Annotated in this window: 19 protein-coding genes and 1 pseudogene; 11 read left to right on the top strand and 9 right to left on the bottom strand. The window is 60.4% G+C overall.

Features of this window, described 5'->3' with window-relative positions; translation table 11 throughout:
* Positions 1–176: 176 nt before the first annotated feature.
* From AC07XF_RS26995 to AC07XF_RS26980, 4 genes and pseudogenes are all read right to left on the bottom strand, one after another.
* A pseudogene (locus tag AC07XF_RS26995) lies at positions 177–332 on the bottom strand (DUF2474 domain-containing protein).
* Entirely contained in the window at positions 319–1,335 is a 1,017-nt protein-coding gene (gene cydB, locus AC07XF_RS26990) for a cytochrome d ubiquinol oxidase subunit II (RefSeq protein WP_495028934.1), read from the bottom strand. The pseudogene AC07XF_RS26995 and the gene cydB overlap by 14 nt, the downstream one beginning before the upstream one ends.
* 17 nt (positions 1,336–1,352) lie before the next feature.
* Positions 1,353–2,774, bottom strand: a complete 1,422-nt coding sequence (locus AC07XF_RS26985; protein ID WP_495028933.1) for a cytochrome ubiquinol oxidase subunit I — start codon at positions 2,772–2,774, stop codon at positions 1,353–1,355.
* 166 nt (positions 2,775–2,940) lie between these two features.
* On the bottom strand, positions 2,941–5,265 hold the full coding sequence (locus tag AC07XF_RS26980) for an FdhF/YdeP family oxidoreductase (RefSeq protein ID WP_495028932.1): 2,325 nt from the start codon (positions 5,263–5,265) through the stop codon (positions 2,941–2,943).
* A gap of 419 nt (positions 5,266–5,684) precedes the next feature.
* Here AC07XF_RS26980 and moaA point away from each other — a divergent pair, with 419 nt between their 5' ends.
* Both moaA and AC07XF_RS26970 read left to right on the top strand, forming a co-directional pair.
* Positions 5,685–6,683 (top strand): GTP 3',8-cyclase MoaA, encoded by a 999-nt coding sequence (moaA, locus tag AC07XF_RS26975; RefSeq protein WP_495028931.1) that lies wholly within the window; start codon positions 5,685–5,687, stop codon positions 6,681–6,683.
* Positions 6,684–6,688: 5 nt separating this feature from the next.
* Complete coding sequence (locus AC07XF_RS26970; protein WP_495028930.1) at positions 6,689–7,588, top strand: bestrophin family protein; 900 nt, start codon at positions 6,689–6,691, stop codon at positions 7,586–7,588.
* 673 nt (positions 7,589–8,261) lie between these two features.
* Here the strand turns inward: AC07XF_RS26970 and AC07XF_RS26965 are convergent.
* Both AC07XF_RS26965 and moaB read right to left on the bottom strand, forming a co-directional pair.
* Positions 8,262–9,467 carry a molybdopterin molybdotransferase MoeA gene (locus AC07XF_RS26965; protein WP_495028929.1) on the bottom strand — a complete coding sequence of 402 codons (1,206 nt, stop codon included), beginning with the start codon at positions 9,465–9,467 and terminating at the stop codon, positions 8,262–8,264.
* Entirely contained in the window at positions 9,464–10,003 is a 540-nt protein-coding gene (gene moaB, locus AC07XF_RS26960; protein ID WP_495028928.1) for a molybdenum cofactor biosynthesis protein B, read from the bottom strand. The genes AC07XF_RS26965 and moaB overlap by 4 nt, the downstream gene beginning before the upstream one ends.
* Before the next feature lie 297 nt (positions 10,004–10,300).
* On the opposite strand from moaB, the gene AC07XF_RS26955 reads away from it, so the two are divergent.
* The 7 genes from AC07XF_RS26955 (at position 10,301) to AC07XF_RS26925 (ending at position 16,602) form a co-directional block, all read left to right on the top strand.
* On the top strand, positions 10,301–11,191 hold the full coding sequence (locus AC07XF_RS26955) for a LysR family transcriptional regulator (RefSeq protein ID WP_007982109.1): 891 nt from the start codon (positions 10,301–10,303) through the stop codon (positions 11,189–11,191).
* Between the two features lie 146 nt (positions 11,192–11,337).
* On the top strand, positions 11,338–12,165 hold the full coding sequence (fdhD, locus tag AC07XF_RS26950; protein ID WP_495028927.1) for a formate dehydrogenase accessory sulfurtransferase FdhD: 828 nt from the start codon (positions 11,338–11,340) through the stop codon (positions 12,163–12,165).
* A gap of 43 nt (positions 12,166–12,208) precedes the next feature.
* Entirely contained in the window at positions 12,209–12,715 is a 507-nt protein-coding gene (gene moaC, locus AC07XF_RS26945; RefSeq protein WP_495028926.1) for a cyclic pyranopterin monophosphate synthase MoaC, read from the top strand.
* A complete protein-coding gene (moaD, locus tag AC07XF_RS26940) occupies positions 12,712–12,963 on the top strand; it encodes a molybdopterin converting factor subunit 1 (RefSeq protein WP_495028925.1) in 252 nt (83 codons plus the stop codon). The genes moaC and moaD overlap by 4 nt, the downstream gene beginning before the upstream one ends.
* A 3-nt stretch (positions 12,964–12,966) precedes the next feature.
* Positions 12,967–13,455, top strand: a complete 489-nt coding sequence (gene moaE / locus AC07XF_RS26935; RefSeq protein ID WP_495028924.1) for a molybdopterin synthase catalytic subunit MoaE — start codon at positions 12,967–12,969, stop codon at positions 13,453–13,455.
* A gap of 44 nt (positions 13,456–13,499) precedes the next feature.
* Positions 13,500–14,858 carry a chromate efflux transporter gene (gene chrA, locus AC07XF_RS26930; RefSeq protein ID WP_495028923.1) on the top strand — a complete coding sequence of 453 codons (1,359 nt, stop codon included), beginning with the start codon at positions 13,500–13,502 and terminating at the stop codon, positions 14,856–14,858.
* Positions 14,859–15,318: 460 nt separating this feature from the next.
* Positions 15,319–16,602, top strand: coding sequence for an NAD(P)/FAD-dependent oxidoreductase (locus AC07XF_RS26925; RefSeq protein ID WP_495028922.1), 1,284 nt, complete (start codon positions 15,319–15,321; stop codon positions 16,600–16,602).
* Positions 16,603–16,816: 214 nt separating this feature from the next.
* Here AC07XF_RS26925 and AC07XF_RS26920 read toward each other — a convergent pair whose 3' ends face one another.
* The 3 genes from AC07XF_RS26920 to AC07XF_RS26910 all read right to left on the bottom strand — a co-directional run bounded on the left by AC07XF_RS26920 (position 16,817) and on the right by AC07XF_RS26910 (position 20,594).
* The gene (locus tag AC07XF_RS26920) at positions 16,817–17,599 is read right to left on the bottom strand and encodes a DeoR/GlpR family DNA-binding transcription regulator (RefSeq protein ID WP_495028921.1); all 783 of its coding nucleotides are present in this window, start codon (positions 17,597–17,599) and stop codon (positions 16,817–16,819) included.
* A 399-nt stretch (positions 17,600–17,998) separates the two neighbouring features.
* On the bottom strand, positions 17,999–18,814 hold the full coding sequence (gene ppk2 / locus AC07XF_RS26915) for a polyphosphate kinase 2 (protein ID WP_495028920.1): 816 nt from the start codon (positions 18,812–18,814) through the stop codon (positions 17,999–18,001).
* Positions 18,815–18,872: 58 nt separating this feature from the next.
* Positions 18,873–20,594, bottom strand: coding sequence for a SulP family inorganic anion transporter (locus AC07XF_RS26910; protein WP_495028919.1), 1,722 nt, complete (start codon positions 20,592–20,594; stop codon positions 18,873–18,875).
* A gap of 321 nt (positions 20,595–20,915) precedes the next feature.
* On the opposite strand from AC07XF_RS26910, the gene AC07XF_RS26905 reads away from it, so the two are divergent.
* Entirely contained in the window at positions 20,916–21,368 is a 453-nt protein-coding gene (locus AC07XF_RS26905; protein ID WP_495028918.1) for a hypothetical protein, read from the top strand.
* Positions 21,369–21,659: 291 nt separating this feature from the next.
* Positions 21,660–22,607 (top strand): AraC family transcriptional regulator, encoded by a 948-nt coding sequence (locus tag AC07XF_RS26900; protein WP_495028917.1) that lies wholly within the window; start codon positions 21,660–21,662, stop codon positions 22,605–22,607.
* Positions 22,608–22,800 lie beyond the last annotated feature (193 nt).

The raw sequence follows: 22,800 nt of genomic DNA, 5'->3' as shown, positions 1-22,800 counted from the left end.
CCGCGAACGCTGATTTTACGACTGCTGCGCAGCCGGACGCAGGCTACGCCAGCTGCTACAGATTGCGTTGTGGCTTAACTGATCGGCATTAGCCTGCTGCGCAGTCCAGCGGGAGCAAGCTCCCTCGCCACAGGTCATTTGTCACCGCTGCCATTTCGGTTGTCTGGCAGCACGCTTCAGTGAGAACTCATCCCCGCCGCGTGCATCAACATCCGCAACACCCCCGCCACCACTCCCAGCGCAGCCACACTGCCCAGTCAGATCACCACCAGCCATCCCAGGCGTTTGTACCAGCGCGCGGGTGCCGTTTGATTCGAATCAATGGTAGCCATCGCCAATCCTCACTTTGCCGCGGAACACGTAGTAGCTCCAGACCGTGTACATCAGGATGATCGGCAGAATGAACAGCGCCCCGATCAGGATGAACAACTGGCTGGTTGGCGGTGACGCCGCCGCCCACAGGCTGATCGACGGCGGCACGATGTTCGGCCAGAGGCTGAACGCCAGGCCGATGTAACCAAGGAACACCAGCATCAGGGTGAAGGCGAACGGCCAATGGGTGTGGCGTTGGCGCAGGGTCTTGAGCAAGCCGAACATCGCCAGCAAGGCCAGCACCGCGAGGCCACCGAACACCGCCAGGTGCGAATGGGCGAACCACCGCGTGGCGATGTCCGGATGGAGGATCGGCGTCCACACACAGATCACGCCGATCACCGCCAACAACAGCCAGGCCAGCGGACGGGTGAACAGGCGCATCCGCGACTCCAGCATGCCTTCGGTCTTGACCAGCAACCAGGTGCTGCCCAATAGCGCGTAGGCGATGATCAGACCGAAACCACAGAACAATGGAAACGGCGCCAGCCAGTCCAGCGAACCACCGGCGAACTGGCGGTCGACCACCGGGATACCGGCAATGTAAGTACCGATCACCACGCCCTGGGAGAAGGTCGCCAACAGCGAACCGCCGATGAACGCCATGTCCCAGACATGACGTTTTTCAGGGCTGGCCTTGAAGCGAAACTCAAACGCCACGCCGCGGAAGATCAAGCCGCACAACATCAGGATCAGCGGCAGGTACAACGCTTCCAGAATCACCGAATAGGCCAGCGGGAACGCGCCATACAGCGCCGCGCCACCCAGCACCAGCCAGGTCTCGTTGCCGTCCCAGACCGGTGCCACGGTGTTCATCATCACATCGCGCTCCTTCGCATCCGGGATCAGCGGAAACAGAATGCCCAACCCCAGGTCGAAGCCGTCCATGATCACGTACATCATCACACCGAAGGCGATGATCACGCCCCAGATCAGCGATAAATCGATACCTTGAATACCCATGACTCAACTCCCTTCCTTCAATTGACGCGGGCGTCGGTTTCGAGGATTTCGGCGTCGGCGGACAGCGGCCGGCGCGGTGTGATGACCTGATCGACATGCCCCTCGGGCGCATGCTCGTGATGGGGTTTCGGCCCCTTGACCACCAGTTTCATCATGTAGCCGATACCCACCGTGAATACCGAGAAGTAGATCACCACGAACAGCGCCAACGAGAGGCTCAACTGCGTGACGCTGTGATTGGACGCGGCATTCGCGGTACGTTGCAGGCCATACACCACCCATGGTTGGCGCCCCACTTCCGTGGTGATCCAGCCGGCAAGCATGGCGATCAGGCCGCTTGGGCCCATCCACAGCATCAGGCGCAGGAACCAGCGGTTGCGGTAGATGGCACCGCTGCGACGCAGGACCAGGCCGAGCACGCCGGCCAGCACCATCAACATGCCCAGCCCGGCCATGACGCGGAAACTCCAGAAAATAATCGTCGCGTTGGGGCGATCCTCTTTCGGGAAGCTCTTGAGCGCCGGGATCTGCTTGTCGAGGCTGTGGGTCAGGATCAGGCTGCCCAGGTAGGGGATTTCGATGGCGTATTTGGTCTTCTCGGCCTGCATGTCGGGGATGCCGAACAGCACCAGCGGCGTCGCTTCGCTACCGTTGTTTTCCCAATGCCCTTCGATGGCAGCGATTTTCGCCGGTTGATGCTCCAGGGTGTTCAAGCCGTGGGCGTCACCGACCACAGCCTGGATCGGGCAGACGATCAACGCCATCCACAACGCCATCGACAGCATTTTGCGCACTTGCCGGGTGTCGTTGCCGCGCAGCAGATGCCACGCCGCCGACGAACCGACAAAGAACGCCGTGGCCACGAACGCGGCAATCGCCATGTGCGCCAGGCGGTACGGGAACGATGGGTTGAACACGATGGCCAGCCAGTCCAGCGGCATGACGCGACCGTCGACGATCTCGAAACCCTGTGGCGTCTGCATCCAGCTGTTGGAGGCTAGAATCCAGAAGGTCGAAATCAGCGTGCCGATGGCGACCATCACCGTCGAGAAGAAGTGCAAGCCGCGCCCTACCCGGTTCCAGCCGAACAGCATGACCCCGAGGAAACCGGCCTCGAGGAAGAACGCCGTCAGCACTTCATAGGTCAGCAAAGGCCCGGTGATGCTGCCGGCGAAGTCGGAGAAGCGGCTCCAGTTGGTGCCGAACTCGTAGGCCATGACCAGCCCCGAGACCACGCCCATGCCGAAGTTGACGGCGAAGATCTTTGACCAGAAATGGTAGAGATCGCGGTAGGTGTCGTTGTGGGTTTTCAGCCAGAGCCCTTCGAGCACCGCCAGAAAACTGGCCAGCCCGATGGTGATGGCGGGAAAGATGATGTGGAACGAAACCGTGAACGCGAATTGCATCCGCGCCAGGTCCAGTGCCTCCAGGTTAAACATGTCGAAGTCCTCATCGAGGCTTTAAAGGAGATAAACCTGTAGGAGCCGGCTTGCCGGCGATTGCGCAATGGCCATCGACACAGGTGTCGCCTGACGAACCGCTATCGCCGGCAAGCCGGCTCCTACAGTCATTACAGTGAAAGGGGTTGTAATGAGCGCCCCGGTGCTAGGCGGCGGACGTCGAAATCAGGCTGCTGGCCCTGGCCTGCTCCAGCCGGATGGCGACGAACTTGGAAGTCGGGGTGAAGGTGCGGTCACCGTAACTTTCCAGCGGCACCAGCGGATTGGTCTCCGGGTAGTACGCCGCCGCCTGACCGGCCGGAATGTCATAGGCGATCAAGGTGAAACCGCTGACCCGACGTTCGCGCTCGTCGTCCCACAGCGCTACCAGGTCGACCTTCTGCCCCGGTTCGAAACCCAGCCGGCGAATGTCCTGCTCGTTGGCGAACACCACGTCGCGCATGCCGTAGACCCCGCGATAACGGTCATCCAGGCCGTACAGCGTGGTGTTGTACTGATCGTGGGAACGCATGGTCTGCAGAATCAGGTGCGGCTTGACCGCCAGGTTGCGCACACCCTCGCTGATCAGATGTTCCGGCAGCACGCTCGGGGTGAACTGGGCTTTGCCGCTGGCGGTTTTCCAGATGCGTTTGGCCGCGTCGTTGGGCATGTGGAAACCGCCCGGATGCAGCAAACGCCGGTTGAAATCTTCGAAACCCGGAATGGTGTCGGCAATCATGTTGCGGATGCGGCCGTAGTCGCCGATGGCCCAGTTCCAGTCGATCGGGTGCTTGCCCAGTGTCGCGGCGGCGATGCCGGCGATGATCGCCGGTTCCGACAGCAAATGTTTCGACTTGGGTTTCAGTTGGCCGTGGGAGATGTGGATCATGCTGAAGGTGTCTTCCACGGTCACGCCCTGCGGACCTTCGGCCTGCATGTCGATGTCAGTACGGCCCAGGCACGGCAGGATCAGCGCCTCACGGCCGGTGACCAGATGGCTGCGGTTAAGCTTGGTGGCGATGTGCACGGTGAGATCGCATTTGCGCAACGCAGCGTGGGTGCGCGGGGTGTCGGGGGTGGCCTGGGCGAAGTTGCCACCCAGGGCGATAAACACTTTCGAACGCCCCTGCTCCATCGCGCTAATCGCCATCACGGTGTTGTGACCATGTTCACGCGGCGGCTTGAAGGAGAAGCGTTTTTCCAGGGCATTGAGCAAATCGGCAGGCGCCAGCTCGTTGATGCCCATGGTGCGGTCGCCCTGCACGTTACTGTGACCACGAACCGGCGACAGACCCGCGCCCGGACGGCCGACATTGCCGCGCAGCAGCATCAGGTTGATGACTTCCTGCAGCATCGGCACCGAGTGCGTGTGCTGGGTCAGGCCCATCGCCCAGCACATGATCACCCGTTTGGCCCGGGCGTACATGCGGGCGGCGAGCTCGATGTCAGCCAAAGACATGCCCGACTGCTGCTCGATGTGCTCCCAGCTGGTGGCGTCGACTTCGCCCAGGTAGGCCCCCATTCCCGAGGTGTGTTCGGCGATGAACTCATGGTCGAACACCGGTTCGCCGCCGCTGACCTGTGCTTCACGCTCCCACTGCAGCAGGAACTTGACCATGCCGCGCATGACCGCCATGTCGCCGCCAAGTGCCGGGCGGAAGTACGCGGTGTTGGTTGGCTCGGAGCCGTTCATCAACATTTCGATCGGGTGCTGCGGATGCTGGAAGCGCTCCAGTCCGCGCTCCTTGAGCGGGTTGATGCAGATCACCTGGGCACCGCGCTTCACCGCTTCGCGCAACGGTTCGAGCATCCGCGGGTGGTTGGTGCCGGGGTTCTGGCCGATGACGAAGATCGCGTCGGCATGTTCCAGGTCGTCAAACACCACGGTGCCTTTGCCCACGCCGAGACTCTCAATCATGCTCACCGCGCTGGCTTCGTGGCACATGTTGGAGCAGTCCGGAAAGTTGTTGGTGCCGTAGGCCCGGACGAACAACTGATAGAGAAAGGCGGCCTCGTTGCTGGCCCGGCCCGAGGTGTAGAACTCGGCCTGATCCGGCGATTCCAGCGCATTGAGATGCCGGGCGATCGTCGCGAATGCTTCGTCCCAGGTGGTTTCCACGTAACGGTCGGTGGCCGCGTCATAGCGCATCGGGTGGGTCAGACGGCCCTGATACTCCAGCCAGTAATCGCTCTGCCCGGCCAACGCCGAGACGCTGTATTTGTTGAAGAACGCCGGGTCAACCAAACGCCCCGTGGCTTCCCAGTTAACGGCCTTGGCGCCGTTTTCGCAGAACTTGACCATGCCGTTTTCCGGCGACTCGCCCCAGGCGCAACCGGGGCAGTCGAAGCCGCCGTTCTGGTTGGTCTTGAGCATGGCGCGAATGTTCTTCAGCGCGTTTTCACTGCCCAGCCAGTTCTTGGTAACAGCAATCAGTGCACCCCAACCGGCGGCGGCACCTTTGTAGGGTTTGTAGCGGTCGACTTGAGACATGGTACTTCTCCGTGACCTGATTCAGGCCATTGATCGTTTGACGGAGAAAAGCATATGAACAGCGATTAATTATTGTCTAATCGCTATTTACGACCACATGATCGAGGATATTTATCATCGATATTTATTGTTATTTTTCAATTACTTAAAATATTTAAACATCCGTCTTCACAGTAACTTGATCCATCATAGATGCACTCGATCAACCGGTTGCCAATAGTGATTGGACGGGCCGACAAGTTGCTCTTAGCCTGCGCTCAACAAATCCGTTATCAGCGCATTTTTTTTTGTAGGAGCGAGCTCGCTCGCGATGGACTCAAGAGCACCGCGTTCAGCCAGCAAGCACGCGTAACCGTTAACGACCATCGCGAGCAGAGCTCGCTCCTACAAAAGTCCATTCAACACCAAGCGAGGATGTCATGTCAGAACGAGTCTTGATCGATGGCTTCTCCCGGCGCGTGGATTATCTGCGGATGTCGGTGACCGATCGCTGCGATTTCCGTTGCGTGTATTGCATGGCCGAGGACATGCAGTTTCTGCCCCGGCAACGGGTGCTGACCCTGGAAGAGATCTATCAAACGGCACAAAGCTTCGTGGCGCTGGGCACCCGCAAGATCCGCCTGACCGGGGGCGAGCCGCTGATCCGTCCGGGCGTGGTGCAACTGTGCGAGAAGATCGCCGCCCTGCCCGGCTTGCGTGAACTGTGCATGACCACCAACGGTTCGCAGTTGGCCAAACTGGCTGGGCCGTTGTTCGAGGCCGGGGTCAAGCGCCTCAATATCAGCCTCGACTGCCTGGACCCACAGCGTTTTCGCGAACTGACCCGCACCGGCGACCTGGCGCAGGTGATCAAGGGTATCGACGCGGCCAACCAGGCCGGATTTCGCAACACCAAGCTCAATTGCGTGGTGATGAAGGGCCGCAACGACCATGAGATCAATGATCTGGTGAGCTTCGCCATCGACCGTAACCTCGACATCTCCTTCATCGAGGAAATGCCATTGGGCACCATCGACGAGCACAGCCGCGCCGAATCGTTTTTCGCAAGCGCCCAGGTCCGCGAACGCATCGCCGAACACTACACTTTGATTGATTCCGCCGAGTCGACCCAGGGTCCATCGCGCTACTGGCGCCTGGCCGAGGCGCCGCAGATTCGCCTGGGGTTCATCTCACCCCACAGCCACAACTTTTGCGGCACCTGCAATCGGGTGCGGCTGACCGTGGAAGGACGTCTGCTGCTGTGCCTGGGCAATGAGCACTCGGTGGATCTCAAGGCTGTCTTGCGCAGCCACCCCGGACAGCCCGAGCGCCTGGAAAAAGCCATTATCGAGGCGATGAAGCTCAAGCCTTATCGACACAACTTCGAAGTGAACGACGATGTTCAGGTCGTTCGCTTCATGAACATGACGGGCGGCTGAAACCCATGATCGTGAGACCCAAACCCAACCTGATCGGCGTCCTGACGTCCCTCAAGGGTTCGATCGCCAAGCGCATTGCCTGGCGCAGCCTGATGGTGACGTTGCTCGCCTCGGCCATCGTGCTCATTGAAACCTTGCATCCCAGCTACTTTTCCAAGGTCAGTGCAACGCCCTTCACCCTGCTGGGTTTGTCGTTGTCGATCTTCATGAGCTTTCGCAACAACGCCTGCTACGACCGCTGGTATGAAGCGCGCAAGGCGTGGGGCGAGGTGATCGTGGAAGTCCGCTCGATGATTCGTGAAACTCTGGTAATCAAGGACGCGGCTGAACGACACACGATCCTCAGCAACCTCTGCGGCTTCGCCCATGCCCTCAACGCGCGGCTGCGCCGGGAAAACGAAATGGCCGCCAGTGGCGACTGGCTGCACCCAATACCCAAGGGCGACACCACGGACATCAGCGGGCAAATACTGATGCAGGTCGGTCAGCAGTGCTCGGCACTCAATGAGTCCGGGGCGATCAACGACTGGCGCTACACGCTCATGGCCAACCACCTGGCCGGCCTGACCCATGCCCAGGCGGTCTGTGAACGGATCAAGCACACCCCGCTGCCGTTTCCCTACACCCTGTTGCTGCACCGCACCATCTACCTGTTCTGCATCCTTTTGCCGTTTGCCATGGCCGAACCTCTGGGCTGGTTGACACCGATCTTCACTGCGATTGTCAGCTACACCTTTTTCGGCCTGGATGCGATTGCCGACGAACTGGAAGACCCGTTCGGCCGCGACGAAAACGACCTGCCCACCGACGCCATCGTGCGCAACATCGAACGCGATGTGCTGTCTGCCCTGGGCGTGACGGAGTTGCCGCCACAGCTGGAGCCGGTGGATTTCGTGCTGAACTGACACTCAGGAAACACACAAAACCTGTGGGAGCGGGCTTGCTCGCGAAGGCGTCAGGTCAGTCGACATCTCTATTGAATGTGCCGGCCTCTTCGCGGGCAAGCCAGCTCCCACAGGGTATTTTGGGTGGCCGCAAGAATGGCGCTCACTGACGATCAAAACTGTGGGAGCGGGCTTGCTCGCGAAAGCGGTGGGTCAGTCGACATCTCTGTTGAATGTGCCGGCCTCTTCGCGGGCAAGCCCGCTCCCACAGGGTATTTTGGGTGGCCGCAAAAATGGCGCTCACTGACGAGCAAAACTGTGGGAGCGGGCTTGCTCGCGAAGGCGTCAGGTCAGTCGACATCTCTGTTGAATGTGCCGGCCTCTTCGCGGGCAAGCCCGCTCCCACAGGTATTTTGGGTGGCCGCAAGAATGCCGCTCACTGACGAGCAAAACTGTGGGAGCGGGCTTGCTCGCGAAAGCGTCAGGTCAGTCGACATCTCTGTTGAATGTGCCGGCCTCTTCGCGGGCAAGCCCGCTCCCACAGGTAATTTGGGTGGCCGCAAGAATGGCGCTCACTGACGAGCAAAACTGTGGGAGCGGGCTTGCTCGCGAAAGCGGTGGGTCAGTCGACATCTCAGTTGTATGTGCCGGCCTCTTCGCGGGCAAGCCCGCTCCCACAGTATGTTTGCTGTATTCAAAACAGCTCGCTGAAGGGTATGAACCGCGCTGTGTCGCCCACTTCCAGGGTGCAGCCTTCCGGTATGTCCAGCAGCCCGTCCGCCCAGGATGCCCCCAGCAACACGCCTGAACTCTGGTTCGAATACAACACCGCTCGACCGGCTTCGAGTTTCGCCCGCAGGTACTCGCGGCGGCTCCCGGGTTTGGGCCAGGCAAAGCCGACACTGACCGGGAAACTCAACGGCTCGACGTCTTCCACGCCCTGAATCCGCAACAGATAAACCCGGGCCAACAGCCCGAAAGTGACCAACGCCGATGTCGGATTACCCGGCAGACCAATCACTGGCACGCGGCCGAAGTGGCCCACGGTCAATGGCTTTCCGGGTTTGATCGAGAGTTTCCACAGCAACGGTTTGCCGCACTCACGCAGCACCTGGCCAAGGCAGTCGGCGTCACCGGCGGACACGCCGCCCGTGCTGAGCATCAGGTCTGCCGTGTGCTGCAGTTGTTCGAGCTTGAGCCGCGTCTGGCGTGGCTCGTCGGGGAGAATGCCGGCATCGATGACCTCGCAACCCAACGCATTCAACCAATGGCTCAACAATGTATGGTTGCTGTTGTAGATGCTGCCGGGCTTGAGAGGATTGCCCGGCTCGACCAGTTCATCGCCAGTGGACAACAACGCCACCCGTGGTCGCCGCACCACCTGCACATGGGTGCAACCCTGCGCCGCCGCGACCGCCAGTTCGAACGGACCGAGACGCTTGCCGGCGCGCAGCAGCACATCGCCGACGCAGTTTTCCTGGCCTTGCGGGCGGATGTTGCTGCCAGCGCTCAGTGGCTGCTTGAAGCGGATACGCCCGTCATCCAGTACCTCGGTGTTCTCCTGCATCTCCACGCAGTTGGCACCTGGTGGAACAGGAGCGCCGGTGAAGATGCGCGCGCAGGTTCCCGCTGCCAGGGCCTCGGGGGCGTGACCGGCAAATATCTGCTGCGACACGGTCAGTGGTTCACCGTCCCAGCCGTCGACATTCAAGGCAAACCCGTCCATGGCGCTGTTCGGCCAGGGCGGCAGATCGAGAGTCGCCACCAGGTCATTGGCCAACACCCGTTGCCGCGCGGCACTTAGCGGCAGCGCTTCGCTGTCTTCAATCCAGCGTGCCTCGGCCATTGTCAGCAAACGGTCGATGGCCTCCTCCACCGGCATCAAAGGTGATCGACTCATCCTCGCGTCCCGCAGGCTTGCACAGGCTTGAGGTGCGGCACGAAATTGCATGGCCGGTGGCGAGCGTCGAGTTGTTCGGCGAGGATGCCTTCCCATGCGGTACGACAGGCGCCCGTGGACCCCGGCAGACAGCAGACCAGCGTGCCATTGGCCAGCCCGGCCAGTGCCCGGCTCTGCACCGTCGAGGTGCCAATGTCGAGGATCGAAATCGCCCGGAACAGTTCACCGAAGCCATCGATCTGCTTATCCAGCAAACAGGCGACTGCCTCGGGTGTGCTGTCGCGACCGGTGAAGCCGGTACCGCCAGTAATCAGCACCACCTGAATGCCGTCGTCGGCAATCCAGTGCGCCACCTGCGCGCGGATCTTGTACAGGTCATCCTTGAGCAGGTTGCGCTCGCTCAGGCTGTGACCGGCTTCAAGCAAACGGCTGACGAGTAATTGGCCGGAAGTGTCATTGGCATATTCACGGGTATCGCTAACGGTCAGCACGGCAATATTCAGGGGTATAAACAAGGCATCCGGTTTGACGCTCATGGAATTCTCCGGCAGGCATGAATTAAATAGCTAAATTAAATAACTTTCAGAGACTAATTCGATAAATCAAGCCGTGTCTAATCACTCTAACCAACCGGACTATCGAGCCGATCTATCAATATAAAAAGACCAGAAAAGGCATCAGTGATAGAGCCCATCGATAACCCCTTAAATACCAGTGATTGGACGCACGCCGAAGACAATGAGATCGTCCGCACCTCATGTTTTCTGCCTCGCCTTGTGTCTTGCGCACCTGAGTCAATACTTACCCTCACTCCCCCACCAGCAGGTGCCGTCATGGACATCAAACAACTCAAGTTCCTGATCGCCCTGGAGCAGACCCGCCACTTCGGCCAGGCCGCCGCGCGCTGCCACATCACCCAGCCCACGCTGTCGATGCGCCTGCGCAACCTGGAGGATGAACTGGACCTGGTGCTGGTCACCCGGGGCCAGCGCTTCGAGGGTTTTACCCAGGCCGGCGAACGTGTACTGGCGTGGGCCAGAACCCTGCTGGCGGCCCACGACGGGCTCTTCGCCGAGGCCGCCGCGTGCCGGGGCCAGCTCGTCGGTAACTTGCGCCTGGGGCTGGTGCCGCTCAGCAGTTTCAACCCCGTCACCTACATTCAGGGCCTGTCCCGCAGCTTTCCCGAGCTCAAGTACAGCCTGTCTTCCTTGAGTTCCGACCAGATCATCGAGGGCCTTGGCAACAATCAACTGGACCTGGGCGTGTGCTACCTCGATCACGTCAACCCAAGCTATTTCGAGTTTTTCGAGATCGGCGAGACCCGCGTTGGCCTGCTGTACGACACCCGCCACTTCCATTTCGACGGCACGCAAATGAGCTGGGAAGACGCCGCCGAACTGCCGCTGGGGATGCTCAGCAACGGCATGCACTACCGCAAATCCATCGACCTGAGCTTTCGCAGCCGCGGACTGGACCCGCAGCCGATCCTGGAAAGCGATTCGACTTACCAGTTGCTGCAGGCGATCCACGAAGGTTTCTGCTGCGCGATCATGCCGCTGGACAGCGGCCTGGAAGAACCCATCGAACACCTGTCGTTCATCGAATTGCCGGATGCCAGCGTCCTCGCCCCCCTGGGTCTGGTGATGCGCAAGACCGAACCGCGCTCGGCGATTGCCGAGAAGTGTTTCGCCGAAGCACGAACTTTATTCAGCCGGACTAACTGACCACGTTTCGGTTTTATATAAAACCGAACCGGACATATTTGACCAGCCTGATAGACATCACCAATCGGCGAATCGGAACAAGCGATTGGACGCTTTTAAAAGTTACCCGTAGCCTGAACTCAATTCAGCGCTTCGAGGTTTTTTTCATGTTGTGCCAAGTTGAACAAGCCGATATTAGAAGCGACACCAACGCCCCCGCACCCAAACCGCTGAGTGTGAACTTTCGCGAGTACGACAACGCCGCGACAGTCTGTCAGGCAGCGCTGGCCGCCGAGATCGCACTGGCAATTACCTTCAACGGTTTGAGTCAGGCCGTGATGATGGTATCGCCGGGCAACCTCGAAGATTTCATCCGTGGTTTCAGCGTCAGCAACGACATCGTTGAGAACCAGAGCGAAATCTACGACCTGCGCCTCACCCACTTCGACCAGGCCGTTCAAGCCGACGTGCAGATCTCCAGCCGCGCGTTCTGGGCACTGAAGAACCATCGTCGGCAAATGGCCGGCACCAGCGGCTGCGGACTGTGCGGTGTGGAAGCGCTGGAGCAGGCACTGCCGAAACTGGACATTCTCGACCCGGCTCCCCTGCCGCCCGCCGAGCATTTCATCGACATTCGCAGTCGCATCGAACAGGCACAACAAATGGCCCGCAGCAGCGGCGCGCTGCATGCAGCGCTGTATTTCGACAGCCACGGCAACGCGTTGATCTGCCGCGAAGACATTGGTCGCCACAACGCGCTGGACAAGTTGATCGGCGCCCTGCAACACGCCGGCATCGACAGCCGCTGCGGCTTCACCGTGGTCACCAGCCGTTGCAGCCTGGAACTGATCCACAAAGCCGTCAGGGCCAGGCTCGGCACGCTGGTCAGTCTGTCGGCACCCACCGCCCTGACCGTGCAATGGGCGATCAAACATCGACTCAACCTGATTCACGTCCCCCACCGCAACGCACCACGCATTTACAGCCCGGCATGATGCCTTCACCTGATCACCGCGCTGGCTAGCGCAGGAACTGCCCATGACAGAAATTTCAGATTCACCGCCCAATGGCCTGACCCACCTCGACAGCCAGGGTCGCGCCAACATGGTCGATGTCAGCGAAAAACCCCCGACGCAACGTGAAGCCCTGGCCCAGGCCTGGGTCCGGATGCGCCCGGAAACCTTGAAGCTGATTCAAAGCGACGGCCACCCCAAAGGCGATGTGTTTGCCGTCGCACGAATCGCCGGAATCATGGCAGCAAAGAAAACCCATGAACTGATTCCGCTGTGCCACACCCTGCTGCTCAGTTCGATCCGCGTCGAACTCAAGGCCTGCGCACCGGACAGCGTGAAAATCGTCGGCACGTGCCGCGTCGAGGGCCAGACCGGGGTCGAACTGGAAGCCCTCACCGCCGTCAGCGTTGCGGCGCTGACCCTCTATGACATGTGCAAGGCAGTGGACCGCGGCATGGTCATCGATGACATCCGCCTGCTCAGTAAACAAGGTGGCCGCTCCGGTCATTTCAAGTTCGAGGACGCACAATGATCCTGATCAATTACTTCGCCCGTTACCGCGAGCAGCTCAACCTGGGCGGTGAAAAACTGCCACTGACCGATCACCTCAAGACCATCGAAGACGTGCGCCGATTGCTGATGGCTCGCGGTGAGGTGTGGAGCAATGTGCTCGGTGAAAGCAACCTGATGTGTGCGCTGAACCAGGAGCTGTGCCATCCGGACCGGGTGATCGAGGACTATGACGAGATCGCCTTTTTCCCACCGGTCACCGGGGGTTGAGGCATGACGGTTCGGGTCCAGCGTGAAGTGTTCGACATCAGCCAGTTGATCGACAGCCTGCAGGCGAACGATCCGGGCGTGGGTGCCGTGGTCAACTTCGTCGGCTACGTGCGTGACATCAATCAGGGTGAGGCGGTCACCGGGTTGTTTCTGGAGCACTACCCGGGCATGACCGAACGCTCGCTGCAAACAATCATCGACGACGCCAAGGCTCGATGGCCACTGCGAAGCGTGGAGGTCGTGCATCGGATCGGCCCGTTGTCGATCAGCGAGCCGATCGTTTTTGTCGGCGTCAGCAGCCAGCATCGTCAAGCCGCTTTCGAAGCCTGTGCGTTCATCATGGACTACCTGAAAACCAGCGCGCCGTTCTGGAAGCGTGAAGACGGAGCGTCCGGCACACATTGGGTCGATGCCCGTGACAGCGACCGATCAGCCGTCGAGCGCTGGACAGATACGCAGCCTCAAGCGGCTATGCAACACGCTCCAGCGTAGCTACAGTCATTGGCTCAAAGTTTCTCTGCACAAGGAGTTTCCGCTTGAGCCCCACGCCCTCCCCGATCACCGAACAGGATGTGCCGCAGCCCCGGTCCATCAGCCTGCGCGAAGCCTTTTTGTTCTGGCTCAAGCTCGGTTTCATCAGTTTTGGCGGGCCGGCGGGGCAGATTTCGATCATGCATCAGGAACTGGTCGAACGCCGGCGCTGGATCTCCGAGCGGCGCTTTCTGCACGCCCTCAACTACTGCATGTTACTGCCCGGGCCTGAGGCTCAGCAGTTGGCGACCTACATCGGCTGGCTCATGCACCGGACCTGGGGCGGTGTGATCGCTGGCGTGCTGTTTGTGTTGCCGTCGTTGTTCATCCTGATTGCGCTGTCCTGGGTTTACATCGCCTTTGGTGAAGTGCCCGTGGTCGCCGGACTGTTTTACGGGATCAAGCCGGCGGTCACGGCCATCGTGGTGCAGGCGGCTCACCGGATCGGCTCGCGGGCGCTGAAGAACGGCTGGTTATGGGGCATCGCCGCTGCGTCCTTCGTGGCCATCTTCGTACTCAATTTGCCGTTTCCGCTGATCGTGCTCGGCGCGGCGGTCATCGGATTTTTCGGCGGACGACTGGCACCGGAAAAATTCAGGGCCGGAGGCCACAGCGCGGCGAAAAAATCCTTCGGCCCGGCAGTGATCGACGATGACACCCCAACCCCTGAACACGCCCGTTTCAGCAGCTTGAAACTGGCGCGCCTGGCCGTTATCGGTGCGATTTTGTGGACACTGCCCATGGCCATGCTCACCGCGCTGTTTGGCTGGGAAGGCACGCTGACCCAGATGGCCTGGTTCTTTACCAAGGCTGCGCTGCTGACCTTTGGCGGCGCCTATGCCGTACTGCCGTATGTGTATCAGGGCGCGGTTGGCCACTTTGGATGGCTGACACCGACGCAGATGATCGACGGCCTGGCGCTCGGTGAAACCACTCCCGGACCGTTGATCATGGTCGTCGCCTTCGTCGGTTTTATCGGTGCCTACGTGCATCAGGTCTTCGGCCCGGATCAGGCCTTTGTCGCGGGTGCCGTGGCCGCCACGCTGGTGACCTGGTTCACCTTCCTGCCTTCGTTCCTGTTCATCCTCGCCGGCGGGCCGTTGGTGGAATCGACGCACAACGAACTCACATTCACCGCACCGCTGACGGCCATTACTGCCGCCGTGGTTGGTGTAATTCTCAATCTGGCCTGTTTCTTTGGCTACCACGTGCTGTGGCCCAAAGGCTTCGAAGGACCACTGGACTGGCCGTCGCTGCTGATCGCCATGGTGGCGGGTATTGCCTTGCTTCGATTCAAACGCGGAGTGATCGAGGTCTTGATCGGCTGCGGGTTGATCGGTCTCGGTGTGCACCTGATGTTCTGAAGCAAACATTTACACGCGCCACAATCCTCCCTAGTATCCAGCCATCCCCGGATGGCTTGTTCTACTCGCCACCGACGATTTCCGCCGCTGGAACCCTGCGCCATGCGTACTTTGCCGTCAGATCAGCACCTGCTGAACCCCTCGAACCTGGCCACCTCGCTGCTGGCCGTGGACGGCATTGCATGAAGCGCATCGTCAACCTGCCCATGGCCCTGCGCCGTTCAAAATTGCGTCACTCCGCACGTCCGCCGGATAGCGCCCTGCTCGCCTGATTGGCGAGCGCCTTCCTTACACGCTCAGCCATACACAGCACCTGTGGGAGCGGGCTTGCTCGCGAAGAGGCCCGCATATTCAGCATTTGTGGTGACTGACACTCCGCTTTCGCGAGCAAGCCCGCTCCCACAATGACTGCGCTCGCCTGACCGGCATTGGTTTCTCCCAATTCTGCCTGGACACTGACATGACTCAACGTTGCAATTCCTACTACACCGCCACCCTCAACCAGGACACCGATTACCCGACGCTGCAAGGCCGGCACAAGGTTGACGTGGTGATCATCGGCGGCGGATTCACCGGCGTGGCCACCGCCGTCGAGCTGGCGGAAAAAGGCCTGAAGGTCGCCATCGTCGAAAGCCACAAGATCGGCTGGGGCGCCACCGGACGCAATGGCGGCCAGGTCACCGGCAGCCTGTCGGGTGATGAAGCCATGCGTAAACAGATGCGCCGCACCATCGGCGACGAAGTCGACGACTTCATCTGGAACCTGCGCTGGCGCGGGCACCAGATCATCCGGCAGCGCGTGGAAAAGTACGGCATCGCCTGCGACCTCAAGCACGGTCACCTGCATGCCGCGTACAAACCCGCGCACATGGACGGCTTGCGCAAGGATTACAACGAGGCGGTGCACCGAGGCATGGGCGACGAGGTCAGCCTGCTCGACCGCAGCCAGGTACGCGACTTGCTGCAAAGCGACCTCTACCACGGCGCGATCAAGAACACCCGCAACATGCACCTGCACCCGCTCAACCTGTGCATCGGTGAAGCTTGCGCAGCCGAAAGCCTGGGCGCGCTGATCTTCGAAAACAGCGAAGTGCTGGAGATCATCCATGGAGACACGCCTGGAGTACGTACCGCCCACGGGCACATCGACGCCAATCAGGTGCTGCTGGCCGGCGATGTCTACCACAAGCTGGAACCGGGCAAGCTCAAGGGCAAGATTTTCCCGGCCATGGGCGGCATCGTCACCACCGCGCCGCTGGGCGATCTGGCCAGACAGATCAACCCCGAAGACCTGGCGGTCTACGACTGCCGCTTCGTGCTCGACTACTACCGCCTCACCGCTGACGGTCGCCTGCTATTCGGCGGCGGCGCCAACTACAGCGGCAAGGATTCACGCGACATCGCCGCCGAGCTGCGCCCGTGCATCGAGCAGACCTTCCCGGCGCTCAAAGGCGTGGCCATCGATTACCAGTGGAGCTGCGCGATGGGCATCGTGATCAACCGCATCCCGCAACTGGGCAAGCTGTCGGACAACGTCTGGTACTGCCAGGGCTACTCCGGCCACGGCATCGCCACCACCCACATCATGGGTGAAATCATGGGCCGGGCGATCACAGGGCAAATGGAGCAGTTCGACACCTTCGCCGCCTGCCAGCACATCCGCGTGCCGATGGGCGACCTGCTCGGCAATCCGATGCTTGCCGCCGGGATGTGGTACTACCAGATGCTTGAGCGCCTGCGCTGAGCCATTGGCTGCACATCCGGCATTGATGTTGTTTGTGCTGGCCTCTTCGCGGGCAAGCCCGCTCCCACAGGGATTGATGTCGACCACAAATATCGAGGCCGGCAAACACCCCCTGTGGGAGCGGGCTTGCTCGCGAAGGGGCCGGTACATTCAACACACATTCAGCTGCAGTCACGCCGCCTTCGCGAGCAAGCCCGCTCCCACAAAAGAACACTCAAGCCTGCATCACCTCAATCCCCAGCGCCCGGTAGTCCTCGACATTGCCTGACGCTACATGCTGCTCGGTGATCAGCGTATGCACGCGGTTACAAGGCGCGACCACAAACGGCTCCACCGCGCCCAGTTTGTCGGCAGTGGTAACGGCGATCACGTGGGAGGCGCAGTCGAGCATCGCCTGTTTCACCGGCACTTCATCAAAATGCAGTGAGCTGAGTCCCACCTGCGGGTGAATCGCGCACACCCCGGTAAACAGCAGATCGGCCTTGATGCCCGCCAGCAGGCGCAGGGTTTCGTGGCCGCTGGCCGACATCGTCGCCGGGTTGAGCTGGCCGCCGGCGAGAATCACCTTGATGCCCTTGTATTCGGACAAGGTAATGGCGGTCATCGGCGATGCGGTGATCGCGGTAATGGCGATGTCCGCTGGCAGCGAACGCGCGATCTGCAAGGTGGTGGTACCGGAATCGAACACCACGATCTGACCGTCCTGCACCCGTCGCGCCGCCAGTTGCGCCAGATGGGTTTTCACCTCGTCGGTTTCGCTGATCCGGGTGAAATAGTCCTTGCCCGTGTCTTTGGGCCGCGGCAATGCCCCGCCGTGTACTCGCTGCACCAGGCCGGCACTGGCCAGTTCCGCCAGATCGCGGCGGATGGTGTCTTCGGACACTGCGAAATGCTGGCTCAACTCCGAGGCCATGACCTTGCCGTCACGTTCGAGGATCAACAGGATTTTTTGCCGGCGGACTGACGGAAGTTCGACAGAAGAATGGATGTCATGCATGTTTTTGCTCGTTCGTGCGTGTAGTTGCGCGTTTATGCGAGGTTAGCCAAAGCACGGGGTAAACACAAACGAGCGGCCGGACAAACGCTTCCAAGTATCATTTTTTTCGATCTTTCAAATCATTACGCCGAATTTTTTATTTTCCTGTGACCTGTTCAAGATGACGCCGTCACTCATGATTTGGAAGGAAACCTCATGAATATCAATTTTGCTTTTGCGTGCATGATCGTGGTCTCGTTTACGATCGCACTGGTACACACCTGATCGCTGTCGGTGGGCCCATTGCCGGACGTCGCAAGGCATCTGCGGGTTATGGCCTCTCGTACAACAGGTACGTAATCAAGGCCTGATGGCATGCAGCAGGAGCCGGCCCGGGTTGGCTCCTGCCCAATGCATCGGTCAGAATTTTTCCGGAATGAACTTGAACGGATAGTTCGGATCCCGATAGTTTCCGGGACTTTGGCGCTTGGGCAGTTTCACTTTTGCCCGCGGTACATCTTCGTAAGGAATGCTGCTCAGCACATTGCTGATGATGTTCAGACGTGCCCGGCGCTTGTCATTCGAGTTGGCGACCCGCCAAGGGGCGAATTCGGTGTCGGTGGCCTCGAACATATCGTCCCGGGCGCGGGAGTAGTCGTACCAGCGGTTATAGGACTTGAGGTCCATGGGCGACAGCTTCCAGATCTTGCGCCCGTCGGAGATACGCGCCTTGAGGCGTCGGGTCTGTTCTTCCTGGCTCACTTCAAGCCAGTACTTGATCAGGATGATTCCCGATTCGACCAGTGCATGCTCGACTCGCGGCACCACGGTGAGAAACGCGCGCACCTGCTCGTCGCTGCAAAACCCCATGACCCGCTCGACACCGGCGCGGTTGTACCAGCTGCGATCGAAGATCACCACTTCACCGGCCGCCGGCATGTGCGGCAGATAACGTTGCACATACATCTGGCTTTTTTCCCGCTCGGTCGGCGCCGGCAACGCTATCACCCGGAACACCCGCGGACTGACCCGCTCGGTCAGCGCCTTGATGGTCCCGCCCTTGCCGGCGCCATCACGGCCCTCAAAGACGATGCAGACCTTGGCACCCGTGTGCTGCACCCACTCCTGCAGCTTGACCATTTCGACATGCAGCCGCGCCAGTTCCTCGAGATAAACCTTGTTCTTGAGCTTGCCGCTCTCAACCGGTTTGCTCTTCGTTGCAGCCTTCTTCGCCATACCCGTTACCTCCTTCAATGCGTCACACAGCGTCCGGAGTGCGCCCGGCCGCGTTCATTCAACGTCGACTGCGCTGGTAGTGTTCCACCGCCAGTTCCAGGTTCAGGAACATGCGCGCCTCGCCCAACGTATGGCCCAAGGGTGCCTTGATGACCATGTCCCATACGCTGGGGCTCATACCCACCAGCCACAGTGAAATGCCTTTCTCACTCATGCGCTGCTCAGCGCTGGTGAGCATTTTCAGGGCCGTGTATTCCAGGTCGAACACGCTGCGCAGGTCCAGAACCACCACGGCAGGCTTTGCTTCCTCGATCAAGGGGTGCATCTTCATGCCGATGCGCTGGGCATTGGCGAAAAAAATCCGGCCTTCAGGCCGAAGCAACAGCAGCCCGTCAAAGTGTTCGTCGTCGACGTGTTCGGCGGACTGCGGCCGGTACACATTGGTGCCAGGCTTGCGCCCGAGGATGTGCACGGGTGGGTCCGAGACTTGATAGGCCAGCGCCAGCAACGAAACCACGATCGCCACGACGATCCCCTGCAGCGTGCCCAACAGCATCACACCGATCATGGCCACCACGGCCCAGGCAAATTCAGTACGGCGAACCGACAGGATCTCGCGAAATTCCGCCGGCTCGATCAGGCCCACCGAATACACAATCACCACGGCAGCGAGCGTGGCGTTGGGCATCAGGCCAATGAGCGGTGCCAGCAGCAGGCAAGTGCCCAATGCCAGTGCAGCGGTGACCAGTGCGGCCAGTTGCGAACGGGCACCGGCCAAGCGGTTCACTGCCGTTTGGGTGGTCCCGCCACCCGCGACCATGGCCCCGAGAAACGCGCCGCCGATGTTGGCAACGCCTGTGGCCAGCAGCTCCCGATTCGGCTGTGGTGCAGGCTCGTCACTGCGGGCGAAAGCTCGCCCCGCCGCGATGGTTTCGGTGAAACTCATCAGCGCGATGCCCATCGCCGAAGGCCACAGGGTTTCGGCCAGCGACCATAGCGGCAAGGTTGGCGCGGGCAACCCGATCGGCACCACACCGACGGCGGACACACCAAAGCGTTCCAGGCCAAACAGGCTCATGCCGATGATGCCAAGCGCCACCGCAATCAACGGGGCGGGCAGTCTCGGCGTAAAACGCTTCATGCCGACCAGCAGCAAAACCATGAACACGCCGACTGCCACGGTCGGCAGCGAGGCGTGACCGATGCTCTGAAAGGTGGCCAGCAGATTGTGCAGGAAGCCCCCTTTGTCGATGTGAGTGCCCAGCAGCTTCGGTAACTGGTCGAGCACGATGACCACGCCGATGCCGGCCTTGAAACCCACCAGCACCGGCTCGGAAATGAAATTGGCGACGAAGCCCAGGCGCAGCAGCCCCGCGACGATCAGGATCGCGCCCACCATCAGGGCCAGCGTGGCGGAACCCGCCAGTAAAGTTGCCGCATCGCCATCGGGGCTGATCTGGCCCAACGCGGAGCCGGCGAGAATGGCCAGGGTGGTCGTGGTGCTGACGCTGAGCGGGCGCGACGTGCCGAGCACGGCGTAGATCACCATCGGCACCAGCACCGTGTACAGCCCGACCTGCACTGGCAAGCCGGCAATGGTGGCGTACGCCAGCGCCTTGGGAATGACCACGGCCGCTGCCGTCAGCCCGGCAACCACATCGCCTCGCAGCCAGTCTGGCCGGTAACTGCCGAGCCATTCCGGGATCAACAGGCTGCGCACGCTACCCCGCTGTGGAGTGCCTGGAATCCGCTCTTGCGGATGGCTGCCTTGTTGATTCATCAGTTACTCCAGTCGCCAATCGTCCATGCGGATGATGAGTGGGCTCAACTGACCGCACAATCCTTTAACTGCACGCGTAACCATTGCAAACCTTCGTCGGCATCGAAGGGCGTGTGCCAGCAGGCAATCCACGCAGGCTCGACCAGTTACAAATGTAGCCGGTTTCCACGGCTACGCCGCCAAATGGCTGGCGAAGGAGACAGCCACCCCGGCATCACCGTTCAAAAATAGAAAGCCTTATATGGACGACGTCACGAAGGCGATAAATGCGCTATACCCGCTAACTCCCCCATTGCAGTTCTTCAACTCAGGAGTTTGGCAATGAAGCTCAAAATCTCAGTGGCAGCATTCATGGTGACGGCAAGCCTTTTCGGCTGCGCCACTTCATCGAACCACGGCGTGAACGTAACGTTGGTCGCCACCCGGCAAAACGCCGGTCAGATCGGCACCGTCACGTTGACAGGCTATGACCAGAAAACCGGGCTCAGTTTCTTCGTCAGCGGTGTTCCAACCGGGGTTATCCTGCCCTTGCGTCTTTACTCTTTCATCTATAACGGCAGTTGCCAGCAACCCGGGGCAGTCGCCTACGCGATGAACGACACCGTCAACACCGAACGCCAACCCGTACGTGGCTGGACTTTTTCCAGAACCGCACCTGTCCCGCTGCAAACCCTGCTTGCCGGCAAATACTCGGTGGTCGTGCGAACGGCTTCGACCGATGGCAACGTCGATATTTTTTGCGGGGATATCAAGCCTGGAGAGCCGGTGAAATAGCCGCGGCCACTCCAGGTCAGCCCACGCCCCCGTTACCGCTCGTGCCACCGGTTGTTCAGTGCGAGCGGTGGCGTCGGGTGAGTGCAAACGGGTCCAGCGACGGCATTGGTAAAAGCCCCGGTCACAAACCTGTCATTACTCACTGATAACGTCCTGACGCCTTTCCGAACCGCACCCGCCCGATCTCCGATCGCCAGTTCCCTGTACCGGGGCTTTGCCCCTCCGCTCAAGGTGACACTTCAGGTGTACTCAAGCACGACGCGCAAGCAAATCATCATCAGGTCCAACGACATGCGCTGCGACGACTTTGGCACGTTGTTCTCAAACCTGTTCGGCAACCTCTATTCCGATTCTCCGCCGCCGCCGAAAAACATCATCATCGGCGGGGTCTATGGCAGGCACGAAGGTGTCAGTTTTCGCCGCATGCACTATCGCGGTGACTTCACGGTGGCGTTTCCCGCCCCTTTGGATGAAATCACGTTCGTCATTCCCACCGCCGGCAAGATCATCTTCAACCACGTTACCGAGTCGGTAGGTTTCGCGCAGGTCGGCCTGGCGATCGACAAGGCCGAGGTCCGCTCGGCGCGCTTTGTCGATAATCACGCACAGCACGGGATTTCGATCAGCCGTCGACTGATCACCGAGCGTCTGTCAATGCTGCTGGGCAAACCTATCTTGCAGAAGGTGCATTTCGAGCCGGTGGTGGATCTGAATGTGTCGGCCTTGCAGGGCATCCGGGCGTTGATTGAACTGGCCACGGGCAGCGAATTCGACCTGCTGATCAACACTGGTTCGCTGATGCCTTCGCGCCTGCGCGAAATGCTGGTCGATGCGGTGCTGGAAGCCTGGCCGCACAACTTCACCGAAGCCCTTCAGCGCCCTTCCCCTCTGATAGCGCCGCGGCATGTGAAGCTGGCCGTCGAGTACATTCAGGCGCATCCCGACCACCTGGCCAGCGGCACGGATTTGGCGCAGTTGACCAACGTCAGCCTGCGCGCATTGCAGGAAGGCTTTCAGCGATTCATGGGCACTTCGATCGTTGCCTATCAGCGGCAAGTACGCCTGGAACGCGCCTTTGCCGCGCTATCCCAGGGGGGCTCGCCTTCAGTGACAGATGTAGCCTTGCAACACGGCTTCAGCAATGTCGGCCGGTTTTGCCAGTATTTCCAGAGTGCCTACGGCCTGAGTCCCGCAGACGTGAAAAAGGGCCTGCGAACGCGGCCAATGGCGGCCAATTGAGGATTTGTGGGAGCGGAGGGTCAGCCACCCTCGTCGTCGGCTGTGAGTCCGTCTTCGCGAGCAAGCCCGCTCCCACCATTGATCGGTGTCGAACACAAATCCCGTGTACGACACAAAACCACTAATGAAATGGCTACCCCCTGACACCCTGTGATCGCTCTCTAAACTTTCACAGGGTGTCTTTCGGAGGCCA

The organism is Pseudomonas sp. GW821-FHT01C01 (assembly GCF_059422645.1).
This window is presented reverse-complemented; position numbering and strand designations above follow the sequence as displayed.